Origin of the sequence: Streptomyces sp. NPDC093544, assembly GCF_040683495.1 — a bacterium.
GTDB lineage: Bacteria > Actinomycetota > Actinomycetes > Streptomycetales > Streptomycetaceae > Streptomyces.
In genome coordinates this window covers 48,938-62,004 of record NZ_JBFBEA010000034.1, presented here as the reverse complement: position 1 = coordinate 62,004, position 13,067 = coordinate 48,938, and the positions used below count along the sequence as shown (strand labels likewise).

At 68.1% G+C, this 13,067-nt stretch carries 10 protein-coding genes, 2 tRNA genes and 1 pseudogene; 4 read left to right on the top strand and 9 right to left on the bottom strand.

The annotated features are described in order from the left end of the window. Positions 1 to 3: 3 nt before the first annotated feature. A complete protein-coding gene (locus AB0N66_RS36985; RefSeq protein ID WP_365443371.1) occupies positions 4 to 609 on the bottom strand; it encodes a TetR/AcrR family transcriptional regulator in 606 nt (201 codons plus the stop codon). 536 nt (positions 610 to 1,145) lie between these two features. Here AB0N66_RS36985 and hisN point away from each other — a divergent pair. Together hisN and AB0N66_RS36975 are read left to right on the top strand one after the other, a co-directional pair. Further along, positions 1,146 to 1,946 (top strand): histidinol-phosphatase, encoded by an 801-nt coding sequence (hisN, locus tag AB0N66_RS36980; RefSeq protein WP_365443369.1) that lies wholly within the window; start codon positions 1,146 to 1,148, stop codon positions 1,944 to 1,946. 245 nt (positions 1,947 to 2,191) lie between these two features. Continuing rightward, positions 2,192 to 2,590 carry a CBS domain-containing protein gene (locus AB0N66_RS36975; protein WP_365443367.1) on the top strand — a complete coding sequence of 133 codons (399 nt, stop codon included), beginning with the start codon at positions 2,192 to 2,194 and terminating at the stop codon, positions 2,588 to 2,590. A 98-nt stretch (positions 2,591 to 2,688) separates the two neighbouring features. Here AB0N66_RS36975 and AB0N66_RS36970 read toward each other — a convergent pair. Beyond that, positions 2,689 to 4,157 (bottom strand): annotated as a pseudogene (locus AB0N66_RS36970) (catalase). A gap of 125 nt (positions 4,158 to 4,282) precedes the next feature. Here AB0N66_RS36970 and AB0N66_RS36965 point away from each other — a divergent pair. After that, a complete protein-coding gene (locus AB0N66_RS36965; RefSeq protein WP_365443365.1) occupies positions 4,283 to 4,699 on the top strand; it encodes a Fur family transcriptional regulator in 417 nt (138 codons plus the stop codon). A 72-nt stretch (positions 4,700 to 4,771) separates the two neighbouring features. On the opposite strand, the gene AB0N66_RS36960 is transcribed toward AB0N66_RS36965, so the two are convergent. The 4 genes from AB0N66_RS36960 to AB0N66_RS36945 all read right to left on the bottom strand — a co-directional run bounded on the left by AB0N66_RS36960 (position 4,772) and on the right by AB0N66_RS36945 (position 10,138). Then, positions 4,772 to 4,845 (bottom strand) — tRNA-Met (locus tag AB0N66_RS36960). A gap of 189 nt (positions 4,846 to 5,034) precedes the next feature. Further along, complete coding sequence (locus tag AB0N66_RS36955; protein WP_365443363.1) at positions 5,035 to 6,849, bottom strand: tetratricopeptide repeat protein; 1,815 nt, start codon at positions 6,847 to 6,849, stop codon at positions 5,035 to 5,037. Between the two features lie 229 nt (positions 6,850 to 7,078). Beyond that, positions 7,079 to 7,152 (bottom strand) — tRNA-Met (locus tag AB0N66_RS36950). 43 nt (positions 7,153 to 7,195) lie between these two features. Continuing rightward, positions 7,196 to 10,138 (bottom strand): UPF0182 family protein, encoded by a 2,943-nt coding sequence (locus AB0N66_RS36945; protein WP_365443421.1) that lies wholly within the window; start codon positions 10,136 to 10,138, stop codon positions 7,196 to 7,198. Between the two features lie 164 nt (positions 10,139 to 10,302). Between AB0N66_RS36945 and AB0N66_RS36940 the strand changes: the two genes are divergently transcribed. Continuing rightward, complete coding sequence (locus AB0N66_RS36940) at positions 10,303 to 10,845, top strand: PPA1309 family protein (RefSeq protein ID WP_365443361.1); 543 nt, start codon at positions 10,303 to 10,305, stop codon at positions 10,843 to 10,845. 24 nt (positions 10,846 to 10,869) lie between these two features. Here the strand turns inward: AB0N66_RS36940 and AB0N66_RS36935 are convergent, their stop codons facing one another. The 3 genes from AB0N66_RS36935 to AB0N66_RS36925 form a co-directional block, all read right to left on the bottom strand. Further along, positions 10,870 to 11,964 carry a PDZ domain-containing protein gene (locus tag AB0N66_RS36935; protein WP_365443359.1) on the bottom strand — a complete coding sequence of 365 codons (1,095 nt, stop codon included), beginning with the start codon at positions 11,962 to 11,964 and terminating at the stop codon, positions 10,870 to 10,872. Positions 11,965 to 12,051: 87 nt separating this feature from the next. Beyond that, positions 12,052 to 12,360, bottom strand: coding sequence for a hypothetical protein (locus AB0N66_RS36930; RefSeq protein ID WP_365443429.1), 309 nt, complete (start codon positions 12,358 to 12,360; stop codon positions 12,052 to 12,054). Between the two features lie 151 nt (positions 12,361 to 12,511). After that, positions 12,512 to 12,973, bottom strand: a complete 462-nt coding sequence (locus AB0N66_RS36925) for a molybdenum cofactor biosynthesis protein MoaE (RefSeq protein WP_365443357.1) — start codon at positions 12,971 to 12,973, stop codon at positions 12,512 to 12,514. Between the last annotated feature and the right edge of the window lie 94 nt (positions 12,974 to 13,067).

Genomic DNA, 13,067 nt, shown 5'->3' with positions numbered 1-13,067 from the left:
TCCTCAGGAACTGAGCCGGTGCGGCGGGGTCAGCGCGGCCTTCACCAGGTCGGTGATCCCGCCGTCACCGGGCGGCGCCGCCACACAGGACAGCGACAGACGCACGACCAGCTCGCAGGAGCGGGCCAGTTCGACCGTGTCCGCCCTCGACACGGAGAGCGAGGCGACGGCCCGGTCACGGACCAGCGCCACGAAGTCCGCGGGCGAGGGCAGCGGACCGTCCGCCCGCCGCTGCGCGGGCACAGCGGACGACGAGGGCACCGCGGAGAGCGTCGGCGAAGGCAGCCGTTCACCCCAGCACCCGGTCAGCAAAGCCCGTACGAGCACATTGCTCCGCGCCGCCGACGCGGTCCACTCAGCGGTCGCCACCAGCCGCTCACGCGCGTCCACATGAGTGCTCAACGCACGCTCGACCCCCGCGAGATAGGCGTCGGCCTCCCGCCGTACGAGGGCACGCGCAAGCCCCTCTTTGCTCCCGAACTCGTTGTACAGCGTCTGGCGCGACACCCCGGCGACAGCGGCCACATCGACCATCCGCACCGCGGACCACGCACGACGCGCGAGCGCCGTAAAGGCGGCGTCCAAAAGGGATTCCCGAGCTGCAGGCATCATCGCCTCCCTGGGCCGATCGGCTCCGCAGCTCAGATTTGACGCGCACAGGTTCACTGTCAAGGGTTAGCGACAACCCCAAGGCGCACGCCCCCACCGCACGCCCCCCCCACCCGCCGACGGGGACGAGCCCGTCACGCGACGACTCGACGACCCCGCGGCCCGACGACTCGACGACCCCGCGGCCCGGCGACTCGATGGCCGGGCGGCCAGGCGACTCGGCGGCGGGGCGGCCGGGCGACGAACCCCCACCGAAGGGGCCGCGCCGGAACCTCCGCCCGCAGCGGCTGGCGCGTCAACACCCCCACCTCAAAAGGCAACCGATTCCGCGCCAGACCGAGGACGGAGGCTCCGGCGCGGCCCCGGCCCACCCCCGGCGGGAATGCGAACGAACACGATCCCGCACAGCCGGCCGACCCGGCCGACCTCAGCCGCCGCCATCCAAGCGCCGCCCCTCGCGCCACGCCTCGCACCGCCCCGCGAAGATCTCCCAGCCCATGTAGCCCTCCCCAGGAGCAGGCAGATACGGTTCGCTCATGCCCGACTATCACGATGACCTGCGTCTCGCCCACGTCCTGGCGGACGCCGCCGACGCCGCGACGATGGCCCGGTTCAAGGCGCTCGACCTGAAGGTCGAGACCAAGCCGGACATGACGCCGGTGAGCGAGGCGGACAAGGCCGCCGAGGAACTCATCCGCGGCCAGCTCCAGCGGGCAAGGCCGCGCGACGCGATCCTCGGCGAGGAGTACGGCATCGAGGGCACGGGCCCCCGCCGCTGGGTGATCGACCCGATCGACGGCACCAAGAACTACGTACGCGGCGTACCCGTCTGGGCCACCCTCATCTCCCTGATGGCGGCAGCCGAGGGCGGCTACCAGCCGGTCGTCGGCGTGGTCTCCGCACCCGCGCTGGGCCGCCGCTGGTGGGCCGCGAAGGGCCACGGCGCGTACACGGGCCGCAGCCTCACCTCAGCGTCCCCGCTCCGGGTCTCCCAGGTCTCCCGCATGGCGGACGCCTCCTTCGCGTACTCGTCCCTCAGCGGCTGGGAGAACCAGGGCCGCCTCGACGGCTTCCTCGACCTCACGAAGGTCGTCTGGCGCACCCGCGGCTACGGCGACTTCTGGCCGTACATGATGGTCGCCGAGGGCTCCGTCGACATCTGCGCCGAACCCGAGCTGTCCCTCTGGGACATGGCGGCGACCGCGATCGTCGTGACGGAGGCGGGCGGCTCCTTCACCGGCCTGGACGGCCGCCCCGGCCCGCACAGCGGCAACGCGGCCGCGTCGAACGGCATCCTCCACGACGAACTGCTGGGATACCTGAACCAGCGGTACTGAAGCGAGGCCCCTGCGCAACCCCCGGGCGCCCCGAACTCGCCGCACGCGCCCCCTTGTTGACCCTCCTTTTACCTGCGACTCTGAGAGCTCCCCCACTTGTGAACATGTGAATCACTTCTCATGACGGCTTGCCACAGGACTTGGCGCCTCAGCCGGCGAATCGGCACCTGCCCGAAGAACTGGCGCAGCCAAGCAACCGGCACCCCACCAGGACAAGCGATTCACCAAGGAGGTGGCTCCAGCCCATGCTCGTCCGCGACGCCATGAGCACGGTGGTCCTCACCATCGGCCCGGCACACACCCTCCGCCAAGCGGCCCGCCTGATGTCCGCGCGCCGTATCGGCGCGGCCGTAGTCCTCGACGAGGACTCCAGCGGACTAGGAATCCTCACCGAGCGCGACATCCTCAACTCGGTGGCCCTCGGCCAGAGCCCGGACACCGAGACCGCAGGCGGCCACACCACCACCGACGTCGTGTTCGCCGCCCCCGCCTGGACCCTGGAGGAAGCCGCGACAGCCATGTCGCACGGCGGCTTCCGGCACCTGATCGTGCTCGACGGAACAGGCCCCGTCGGCATCGTCTCGGTCCGCGACATCATCCGCTGCTGGGCCCCGACCCGCCGACGCACACCCGCACAGGTCTGAGTCTCCCCCGCCCACGCAAACGGGCCGGACCCCCTGATTCAGGAGATCCGGCCCGCCCCAACGAATAACGCTCCAGCCAGCCGCCGACTGTCAGCCCCTCAACCCCGCAGCCCCAGAACCGCAGCCTCCAACCGCTTCCCGAACTCCCCGTCCGCCCGCCGGAAGTTGTCGATCGCACGCTCGGCGATGTCGTCACGGGAGACCTTGGCGATGAAGCCCGCCAGGTTCTCGATCAGCCGGACCTTCTCGTCCTCGGAGAACAGCCGGTAGAGGTTGCCCGCCTGCACGAAGTCGTCGTCCTCGGCGTGAACCGGAGCCTCATGGTTGCCGGTTCCGCCGGAGACCGGGGTCGACACCCACAGCGGACGGTCGGTCTGGACGGGCCCACCGAAGGAGTTGGGCTCATAGTTCTTCGCACCCTTGTGGCGGCCGTCGTACAGGAAGCCGTCACGCGAGTTGGTGCGCGCCTCGGTGGCGTGCGGCCGGTTCACCGGCAGATGGTCGGCGTTGACGCCGACGCGGTAGCGGTGGGCGTCGCCGTAGGCGAACAGCCGCCCCTGAAGCATCTTGTCGGGCGAGGGCCCGATGCCCGGCACGAAGTGAGCCGGCGAGAAGATGCTCTGCTCGACCTCGGCGAAGATGTTCTCCGGGTTGCGGTTCAGCTCGAGCCTGCCGATCTCGACCGGCGGATAGTCCTCGTGCGGCCACACCTTGGTGAGGTCGAAGGGGTTGAAGCGGTAGTTCGCCGCCTCCGCCGCCGGCATGATCTGCACCTGCACGGTCCAGGACGGGAAGTCACCGCGCTCGATGGCCTCGCGCAGATCGCGCTGGTGGCTGTCGGGGTCCATACCGGAGAGCTGGACGGCTTCTCCGGTGGTCAGGTTCCTGATCCCCTGATCGGTCTTGAAGTGGTACTTGACCCAGAAGACCTCGCCGGCCTCGTTGTTCCACTGGTATGTGTGGGAGCCGTAGCCGTTCATGTGGCGCAGCGTCGCCGGGATGCCACGGTCTCCGAAGAGCCAGGTCACCTGATGCGTGGACTCGGGCGAAAGCCCCCAGAAGTCCCATACGTTGTCGGCTTCCTGCGATCCGGTGTACGGGTCGCGCTTCTGCGTGTGGATGAAGTCGGGGAACTTGATGGCGTCCTTGATGAAGAAGACCGGGGTGTTGTTGCCGACGAGGTCGTAGTTGCCCTCTTCGGTGTAGAACTTCAGCGCGAAGCCGCGGGGGTCACGGACCGCGTCCGCTGAACCGAGGTTGCCGGCCACGGTCGAGAACCGCAGGAAGGTCTCGGTCTGCTTGCCGACCTCGGAGAGGAACTTGGCGCGGGTCCACTGCGAGACGTCACGGGTGAGCGTGAAGGTGCCGTACGCGCCGGCGCCACGCGCGTGCACGATGCGCTCCGGGATCCGCTCTCGGTTGAAGTGCGCGAGCTTCTCGAGCAGCGCCTGGTCCTGGACGAGGACGGCCCGCCGATGCCCGCGGTCTCACTGTTCTGATTGTCGGCCACCGGCGCACCGGCCTCCGTCGTAAGCGGTCCCTGCGTCACGTGCGCCTCCTGCGTCATTCGTGCAAGTCCTGCCCCTTGGCCAATGCCAAAACAGATCCTACATTAGACATGGTCTAAATCAAGTAAAGCTCCAAAGTCACACCTGTTCGGGTTCTGTTCCCCTTACTGTTAGGCTGGTTCGTATGAGCGACCTGCTGGAACGACTGCGCGGACGCGGATGGCGGATGACCTCACAGCGGCGCGTCGTGGCCGAGGTCCTCGACGGCGATCATGTCCATCTGACGGCTGACGAGGTGCACGCACGGGCCGTCGCCAAGCTGCCCGAGATCTCCCGGGCGACCGTCTACAACACGCTGGGTGAGCTGGTCTCACTCGGCGAGGTGCTGGAAGTGGCGACCGACAAGCGCGCCAAGCGGTACGACCCGAACGCGCACCGTCCGCACCACCACCTGGTCTGCGCCCGGTGCGGCGCGATCCGGGACGTGCACCCGGACGGCAACCCGCTCACCGATCTCCCCGACTCGGAGCGCTTCGGCTTCACGGTCTCGGATGTCGAGGTGACCTACCGCGGCCTCTGCCCGAACTGCGCGGCAGCCTGACCACCCCGCACCATCCCGACGGCAAACACACCGAAGGCCCGGAACCAGTGGTTCCGGGCCTTCGGTTTTCAGTAGCGGGGACAGGATTTGAACCTGCGACCTCTGGGTTATGAGCCCAGCGAGCTACCGAGCTGCTCCACCCCGCGCCGTTGATCTGAACAGTACGTCACCCTTGCGGACCAGCGCAAATCCGTTTTAGCCCGTCCGGCGTTTGAGGACGAGCCCTTCGGGCGACCGGGGGCAGAGCCCCCAGATACGGGACGGGCAGGGGCGGAGGGGGCGAAGAGAATCCCCGCACCCGACCCCGAACCCACACCCCACACCCAGCCCCACCCTCACGCCGACAACTCCTCCCGCAACGCATCCCGCAACCGAGCCGCCCGCTCGGAAACCTCAGCCGGCCCAAGAGACACCGCACGGTCGGCCCACCGCTGCCCCTCGGCAAGCTCCCCGCCCCGCGCATACACCAGCGCGAGCCGAAGTGCCGCCCGCCCATGCCCCGCGTCAGCGGCCCGCTCCCACCACACCGCGGCCTCCGGCTCACTCCCCTCCCGAGCAAGCAACAGCCCCAGATTGAACGCCCCGTTCCGCGACCCGGCCTCCGCGGCCTCGCGATACCACCGAGCCGCCTCCACCACATCGCCCCGCGCGGCGGCCAGCATCCCGACCCGCACCTGCGCCCGCCGGTGCCCCTGGGTCGCCGCCCGCTCGTACCACTCCTCGCACTCGCTCTTCTCCTGCGCGGGCTCCCCCAGCTCATGCGCGGGCACCGGCGGCCGCCGAGCGTCGAGCACGGCGGCAAGCCGGTACGCCGCCTCGGCGCTGCCGCCACCAGCCGCGCCCCGCAGATGCCGCTCGGCCTCCCGCTCGTCGCCCTCCCGCAGCCGCGCGATGGCCACCTGAAGCGCCGCCTCGGTGTGCCCGGCGGCAGCGGCCCGCTCGTACCACCGCAGCGCCGCCTCGTCGTCGTCCTCGGTCCCCCGCCCGGCATGCAGAATCCCCAGATTGAACGCGGCGTCCACGCTCCCGGCCTCCGCGGCCTTGGAGAACCACGGCTGGGCCCCGGCCGCGTCGCCGACCTGGAGCAGCAGGATGGCGAGCGCGTTCGCCGCCTCGCGATGACCGGCGTACGCGGCACGCCGGTACCACTGCTCGGCCTGCGCGGTGCGCCCCTGCTCGGCGCAGAGCAGCCCGAGGTTGTACGCCCCGTTCACATCGCCGGCGTCCATCGCGGCGCGGTACCACCGCTCGGCGGTCTGCGTCTCGCCGCGTTCGGCGTGCAGCGCGCCCAAGGCGTTGGCCGCGTTCCCGTCGCCGTCCTGGGCAGCCCGCAGCCACCACACGGCGGCGCTGTCGGGGTCGCCCGCGTCGCGCAGCAGGAACCCGAGCGCGCACGCGGCACGCGCCTCGCCATCCTTGGCGGACGTCAGATACCAGCGCCCCGCCTCCTTGAGCTGGCCGCGCTTCTCCAGGATCGCCCCGAGATGCAGCGCGGCCCGCCGGTGCCCGCGTGCGGCGGCCTGCCGGTACCACTGCTCGGCCTCTTCACCGCCGGCACCGATGACGCCACTGTCGGGCCTGGCCGCGCCCGAGTCCACGACCTTGCGGTCGAGAGCCCGCGCCAATCGGTACGCGGCCTCGCGGTGCCCGCGCTCGGCGGCGGCCCGCATCCACTGCTCCGCGCCGACGTCGGCACGGTGCTCCAGCAGATCCGCGAGCGCGTACGCGCCCAGCGCGTGCCCCTGCTCGGCGGACTGGCGCAGCCAGTACTCGGCGGCGGGCTCGTCACCGCGCTCGCGGTGGTAGCGGCCAAGGGCGTGCGCGGCGGCCGCGGAGCCCGCGACGGCGGCGATCCGCCACCAGCCGGCGGCGTCGTCGGCGTACCCGCGCTGGTGCAGGAGGACACCCAGATTGTTGGCGGCCGCGCGGTCACCGGCAGTGGTGGCAGCGCGCAGCTGCGGCTCGGCTCCGTCGAGATCACCGCGGCGCAGCAGCATCGCTCCGAGGACACTCATCGCCTCGACATCGCCGGCTTCAGCGGCGAGCCGTTGGCGTGCTTCCTCCACAGCCTCGCCGGTTTCGTCCCGGTCGGGAGGCTGCACAAAACGCCCTGTATCCAACAGAGTTGCCTTGTCCCCCATAACGTCCATCGTCGCACCACCTGCAACCTGGGTACACCTGGTATACCGCAGCCAGTGAGGTCACTTCAGCGTTTTGTCGACATGCCCACAGAGAGACAAGTCAAACACGGATTTTCCAACTCCCCCCGTTTGGAGCAGCACTTCACGGGAGTCGCCAGGTCACCGCGGAAGCCTCGCGCGTTGTCGCACACGTCGAAGGCCCGGATCCTTGATCAGGATCCGGGCCTTCGACTTTCAGTAGCGGGGACAGGATTTGAACCTGCGACCTCTGGGTTATGAGCCCAGCGAGCTACCGAGCTGCTCCACCCCGCGCCGTTGTGTTGCAACCGTACCACGGCGCGGGGTGGCTCCTGACTCAGTCGCCGCCCGGGCTCGCACTACTGCTTGGGCTGCTACTCGGGCTACTGCTCGGGCTCGCGCTGCTGCCGCCGCCACTGGTCTCGTCGGCCTTGGCCTGCGCATCCTCGGCCCGCTTCAGCGCGTCCTCAAGATCCTTCTGAGCTACGCCGTACGCCTCCCAGTCGCCCTTCGTGAGAGCTTCCTGGCCCTCGTCGAAGGCCTTCTGAGCGTCGTTGAGCGCCTCTTGGACCGTCGGATTGTTCGACGTCGGCGGTGGCTCCGTGGTCTCGTCGGGTGGTGGCTCTGTGGTCGAACCCTCTGTCCCCAGGACCTTGTTGAGCGCCTCGTCGAGCGTGTTCTCGAAGGCGGTCTTGCCCCCGTAGCTCACCAACACCTTGCGCAGCAGCGGGAATTTGAGTCCACCACCGCGTACGTAGACGGGCTCCACATAGAGCAGTCCTCCGTCGAGTGGCACCGTCAGCAGGTTGCCGTACTCGACCTCCGAGTCGCCACCTTGCAGAAGTCTGATGGACTCGGCGATGGTCGGTTGGGAGTTGAACTGGCTCTGGACCTGTTTAGGCCCGTCGACTGGTTCACTCGTTGGCAGTTTCAGGATTCTGATCTTGCCGTAGTCAGGAGTGCCCGCCTCGGCGTTGACCGACATGAAGGCGCTCAGGTTGTCCCGGCCGTTCGGTGTGAACGTCGTCGTCAGCGAGAACGCCTGCGCCGTCTGTCCGGGCATCTCCATGCTCAGGTAGTACGGCGGGACCGCGTCGCCCGACTTGTTGCTCGGGTCGTCCGGCACCTGCCACACCTCACTGCCGCTGAGGAAGGTGTCCGCGTCCTTCACGTGATAGCGGGTCAGCAGCTCGCGCTGGACCTTGAACAGGTCCTGCGGGTACCGGAGATGGGCCATCAGGTCGGCCGAGATGTCGGTCTTGGGCTCCACCGTGTTCGGGAAGGCCTTCATCCAGGTCTTCAGTATCGGGTCCTCGGTGTCCCACTGGTAGAGCTTGACCTCTCCGGTGTACGCGTCGACGGTCGCCTTCACCGAGTTGCGGATGTAGTTGACCTGGTTCTGCTGGGCCACCACCGCACGCTGGTTGTTGGTCGCGGTCAGCGAGTCCGCCGTCGTGTCGCCCAGAGTGGTGCGGGAGGCGTACGGATAGCCGTTGGTGGTCGTGTACGCGTCGACGATCCACTGGATCTTCCCGTCGACCACGGCCGGATAGGCGTCACCGTCGATGGTCAGCCAGGGGGCCACCGCCTCGACACGGTCCTTGGGCGTGCGGTTGTACAGGATCCGCGAACCCTCACCGATCGCACCCGAGTAGAGGATCTGCGGCTCGCTGAACGCCACCGCGTACGCGGCCCGGTTGATCGGGTTCGAGAGGTTGACCCCGCTCTTGCCCGTGTAGCTGGTGGTCTTCTCGCCGTCGTCGTCGGAGTAGTCGATCTCCTTCTGGGGACCGCCGACGATCGAGTACTGCGTGGTCTTCTCGCCGTAGTAGACCCGCTGCTCGTACGTGCCGAGGTCACCCTGGGACGGCAGGTCGGACTCGGTGAAGAACGGCTGGCCTCCGGAGGTCGCCGTGGTGCCCTTGGCAGCGACCACGCCGTATCCGTGCGTGTAACGGAAGTGGTCGTTGATCCAGTTGTTCTTCGGAATGCCGGCCAGGTTCAGCTCGCGCAGACCGATGACCGTGTCCTGGTCCGTGCCGTCCACGGTGTACCGGTCGACGTCCAGGTTGGTCGGGAACGCGTAGTAGTTCTTCATCTGCTGCAACTGCTGGAACGCCGGCGACACGATGTTCGGGTCCAGCAGGCGGATACTCGCCGTGGTGTCGGCGTCCTCGCGCAGCTTGGTCGTGTCCTTGGTCTCGCTCGTGCCCGCGTACTCGGTGACGTCGGTGCCCTCGATCCCGTAGGCGTCCCGGGTCGCCTTGAGGTTCTTGTCGACGTACGGCGCTTCCTTGGCCTGCTCGTTCGGCTGGACCTGGAACTTCTGGACGATCGCCGGGTACAGGCCGCCGATGAGGATCGCGGAGAGCACCATCAGACCGAAGCCGATGACGGGCAGCTGCCAGGTGCGCCGCCACAGGGTGGCGAAGAACAGCAGCGCGCAGATGACGGCGATGCAGAAGAGGATCGTCTTGGCCGGCAGATAGGCGTTGGCGTCGACGTACCTGAGACCCGTCCAGTTGTCGGTCGCCTTGAAGTCACTGGACTTCACGGCGAGTCCGTACCGGTCGAGCCAGTAGGCGACCGCCTTCAGCGCGACGAAGAGGCCCAGCAGCACCGAGAGATGCCCGGTGGCGGCGGCCGTGGCACGCGCCCCCGGGCTGGTGACGCGCAGCCCTCCGTACAGGTAGTGCGTGAGCGCGGCTGCGATCACCGAGAGCACGATGGCGGCGAAGCCGAAGCCGAGCAGGAAGCGGTACCAGGGCAGGTCGAAGGTGTAGAAGGAGATGTCGAGGCCGAACTGAGCGTCCTTCTGGTGGAAGGGAACCCCGTTCACCCACATCAGCCACGTACGCCACTGGCCCGAGGCGGACGCGCCGGCGATCAGCCCCACCAGGGACGTGATGCCGAACAGCAGCCACCTCTTGTACGGCGCGATCCCCATCCGGTACCGGTCGAGGCTCTGCTGCTCCATCGACATGGCACTCAGTGGCGGGCGCAGCCGGTGCGCCAGCCAGATGTTCACACCGACCGAGGCCGCCATGAGAAGACCGAAGACGAAGAAGAGCCCGATCTTGGTCCACAGCGTGGTCGTGAAAACGGAGGAGTAATGAACCGATCGGTACCAGAGCCAGTCCGTCCAGAACCCCGCGAACATGACGAAGGCCATGGCCAGTGCGGCCAGCACGCCCAGTGTCATGAGCAGGGTCCGGACACGCCGGGACGGTCGGCCCATTCTGATCCGTGGCCCCGTCGGGCCTCCGCCGCGGTCCGGCATCTGGAAAGCCAAGGTGCGCACCTCGAAGTTCGCTGTTGGTCCGTCAGGTCCCCGTGATCGTGGACCATTCGTCAGGCTCCGTGATCGTGGGGCCTCATCTATGCAACTTACTCACGCTTTACTCGGTTCCCGTTTCCGGGTACTAACGAGGCAGGATTGTGACCATGTCCAACACTCCCATGGCAGCGAGCCCGCTCACCCGGGCCGTACTCGAGATCGACGAGTACGCCTCCGGCCTCGGCTGGGACCAGCCCGCTCGCCTCTTCGCCCTCGTAGACACCGCTCGGCTGCGGACCCAGGAACCCGGCCTCGCGGCCCAGCTCGGCCTGCAGGACGAGCCGGAGACCACCGGTCTCACCCCCATCGAGCAGGACGAAATCCCTGCCGACAAGCCGCTGGACGAGTTCCTCGGCACCATTGCCTGGCCGGACGCCGTGGTCGGCTGCGCGCTCACCGTGGAGCGGCTGATGCTGCCGCCGTCCGCCGAGGCCTCCGTCCCGGAGGGCCTCAGCGACAAGAAGCTCACGAGGTGGGTCGCCGAGCACCCGGACCGTCAGGAGGTACGCATGACGGTCGGTGTGCTGCGCGACGGCACCCGCGACTCCGCGCTGCGCCTGCGCGAGAAAGACGCCTCGACGGAGGTGCTCACGGGTTCGGGCCTGGTGCCGGGACTCGCGGAGGCCCTGTCGGCGACGTTCGCGGAGTAGTCCTTCGGACTCCTTGCCTTCGGACTACTTGGTGGTGCACTCCGTCAAGTCGGCCGTCTTGCCGGAGCTGATGTCCTTGAGGGCGCTCATCGCGTCGTCGATGGTGTTCACCTTGACGAGCGTGAGCCCCTTGGGGGTGTCCTTGGCAGCGTCCGCGCAGTTGTCCGCGGGCGTCAGGAAGTACTGGGCGCCCTTCTCCCGCGCGCCGACCGTCTTCATCTCGATGCCGCCGATCGGGCCGACCTTGCCTGCGTCGTCGATGGTGCCGGTGCCGGCGACGAACTTGCCGCCGGTGAGGTTGCCCGGGGTGAGCTTGTCCACGATTCCGAGCGCGAACATCAGCCCCGCGCTCGGTCCGCCGACATCGGCGAGCTTGATGTCGATGGTGAACGGGAAGGTGTGGTCGGTCCCGGCGGAGATGCCGACGATGGCGCGTGATTCACCTTCGTCGTCGGACTTCTTGGTGGTGAGCGTGATGTCCTCGGTCTCGGTCGCCGTCTTGTGCTCCTTCTCGGCGGCGGCCTGGGCCTTGGCGGGCACGATCGTGAAGACGACCTTCTCGCCCGGCTTGTGCTTGGTGACCAGCTTCGCGACGTCGTCGTACGCCTTCACCGTCGTACCGTCGACAGCCTTGATCACGTCGCCGGCGTGCAGCTTGCCCTCGGCCGGGGAGTCCTTGAGGACCGTGGAGACGATCACCCAGGACTGCACCGGGATGTCCAGCTCCTCGAGGGCCGCGACCTTGGCGCTCTCCTGGGACTGGCTGAACTCCTCGGCGTTCTCCTGCGTCGACTGCTCCTCCGTCTTGCCGTCGGGGTAGAGCGTGTCGTGCGGGACCACCTTGTTGTCGTGCGCCAGCCAGCCGTAGACCGCTTCCACAAGGTTCATGTTGTAGTCGGCGCTGGTGACCCGGACGGTCGTCATATTGAGATTCCCGGTGGCCGGGTAGGTCTTGTGCCCGGTGATCTGCAGCACCGGCTCGCCGTCGTGATCGCCCAAGGTGTTCACGGTCGGGCCCGGCGACATCTCCGCGTACGGCACTTTGATGAACACTCCCGCGCACAGGAGCGCGATCAGGATCAGGGTGGAGGCGAGCATCGTCGCGGTGCGGCGTGGCATGCCACGACATTACGGGACGGTGCTGTCAACGCACCGTCGGGGCCGTCCGTACGGGGGCCCTGACTTCGGCCTGCGAGCCTCGGAGCGTCAGACGGCGTCGGAGGAGGACTTCTCCAGGGCCACGGACGTCTTGGCGACAGCCACGCGCGTCTTGGTGACAGCCACGGACGTTTTCGTCTCGGTGACAGCCACGGACGTCTTGGCGACGCCGGGCCTCTCCACAACCTCATACCTGTCCACGGCCTCGGGCCTTTCCATGGCCGCGCGGAAGCGTGCGTAACCGTCGAGCTCGATGCCGTCTCCCGCGGTCTTGCGGTTCCGGCTGGCCCAACTACCCCACAGTCCGGCACCGATCGCAGCCAAAAGCGGAATCAGCAACCAGGCGAGCGCCGCCATGCGGACCTCCCAACCCCGTGACCGACCGCAACTGACTGATCAGCAGATTAACCATCAGCAGTGTCAACGCTCACGCCCGGGGGTCGGTTACGCAACCGGAGGACGGATGACATGTCGGTGAAAGAAGTCGGCCGACGACTCCGGTGAACCCTCAGCAGGCCCCGACCCACTCCTCCGTGCCGTCCGAGAACTTCTGATGCTTCCAGATCGGCACTTCGTGCTTCAGGTCGTCGATGAGTTTGCGGCACGCCTCGAACGCCTCACCCCGGTGCGGGCACGAGACTGCGACGACGACAGCGAGATCCCCGACGCCCAGGTCCCCGATCCGGTGGACGGCGGCCAGCGCCCGCACCGGGTACTCGGCGACCACCTTCTCGGCGACCCGCCGCATCTCGGCCTCCGCACTCGGGTGACACGAATACCCCAGCTCGTCGACATCGGCACCCCCGTCATGATTCCGCACCGTCCCCACGAACAACGCGGTCCCCCCGGCGGCATCGTCCCCCACGGCCCGGAAGACCTCGTCGAGGGACAACGGCTCCTCCCGAATCGCGAGCAGCCGAATAGGATCCTGCGCGCCCTGCTCACCGGGATGGTCATAGATAGGTGCCATACGCCCATCGTGCCGCACACCGATGACACCAAGGAATACCGTTTCACCCCGGCCGGAGATCTTTCAGCCCCGACTGGGGATCTTTCAGCCCGTC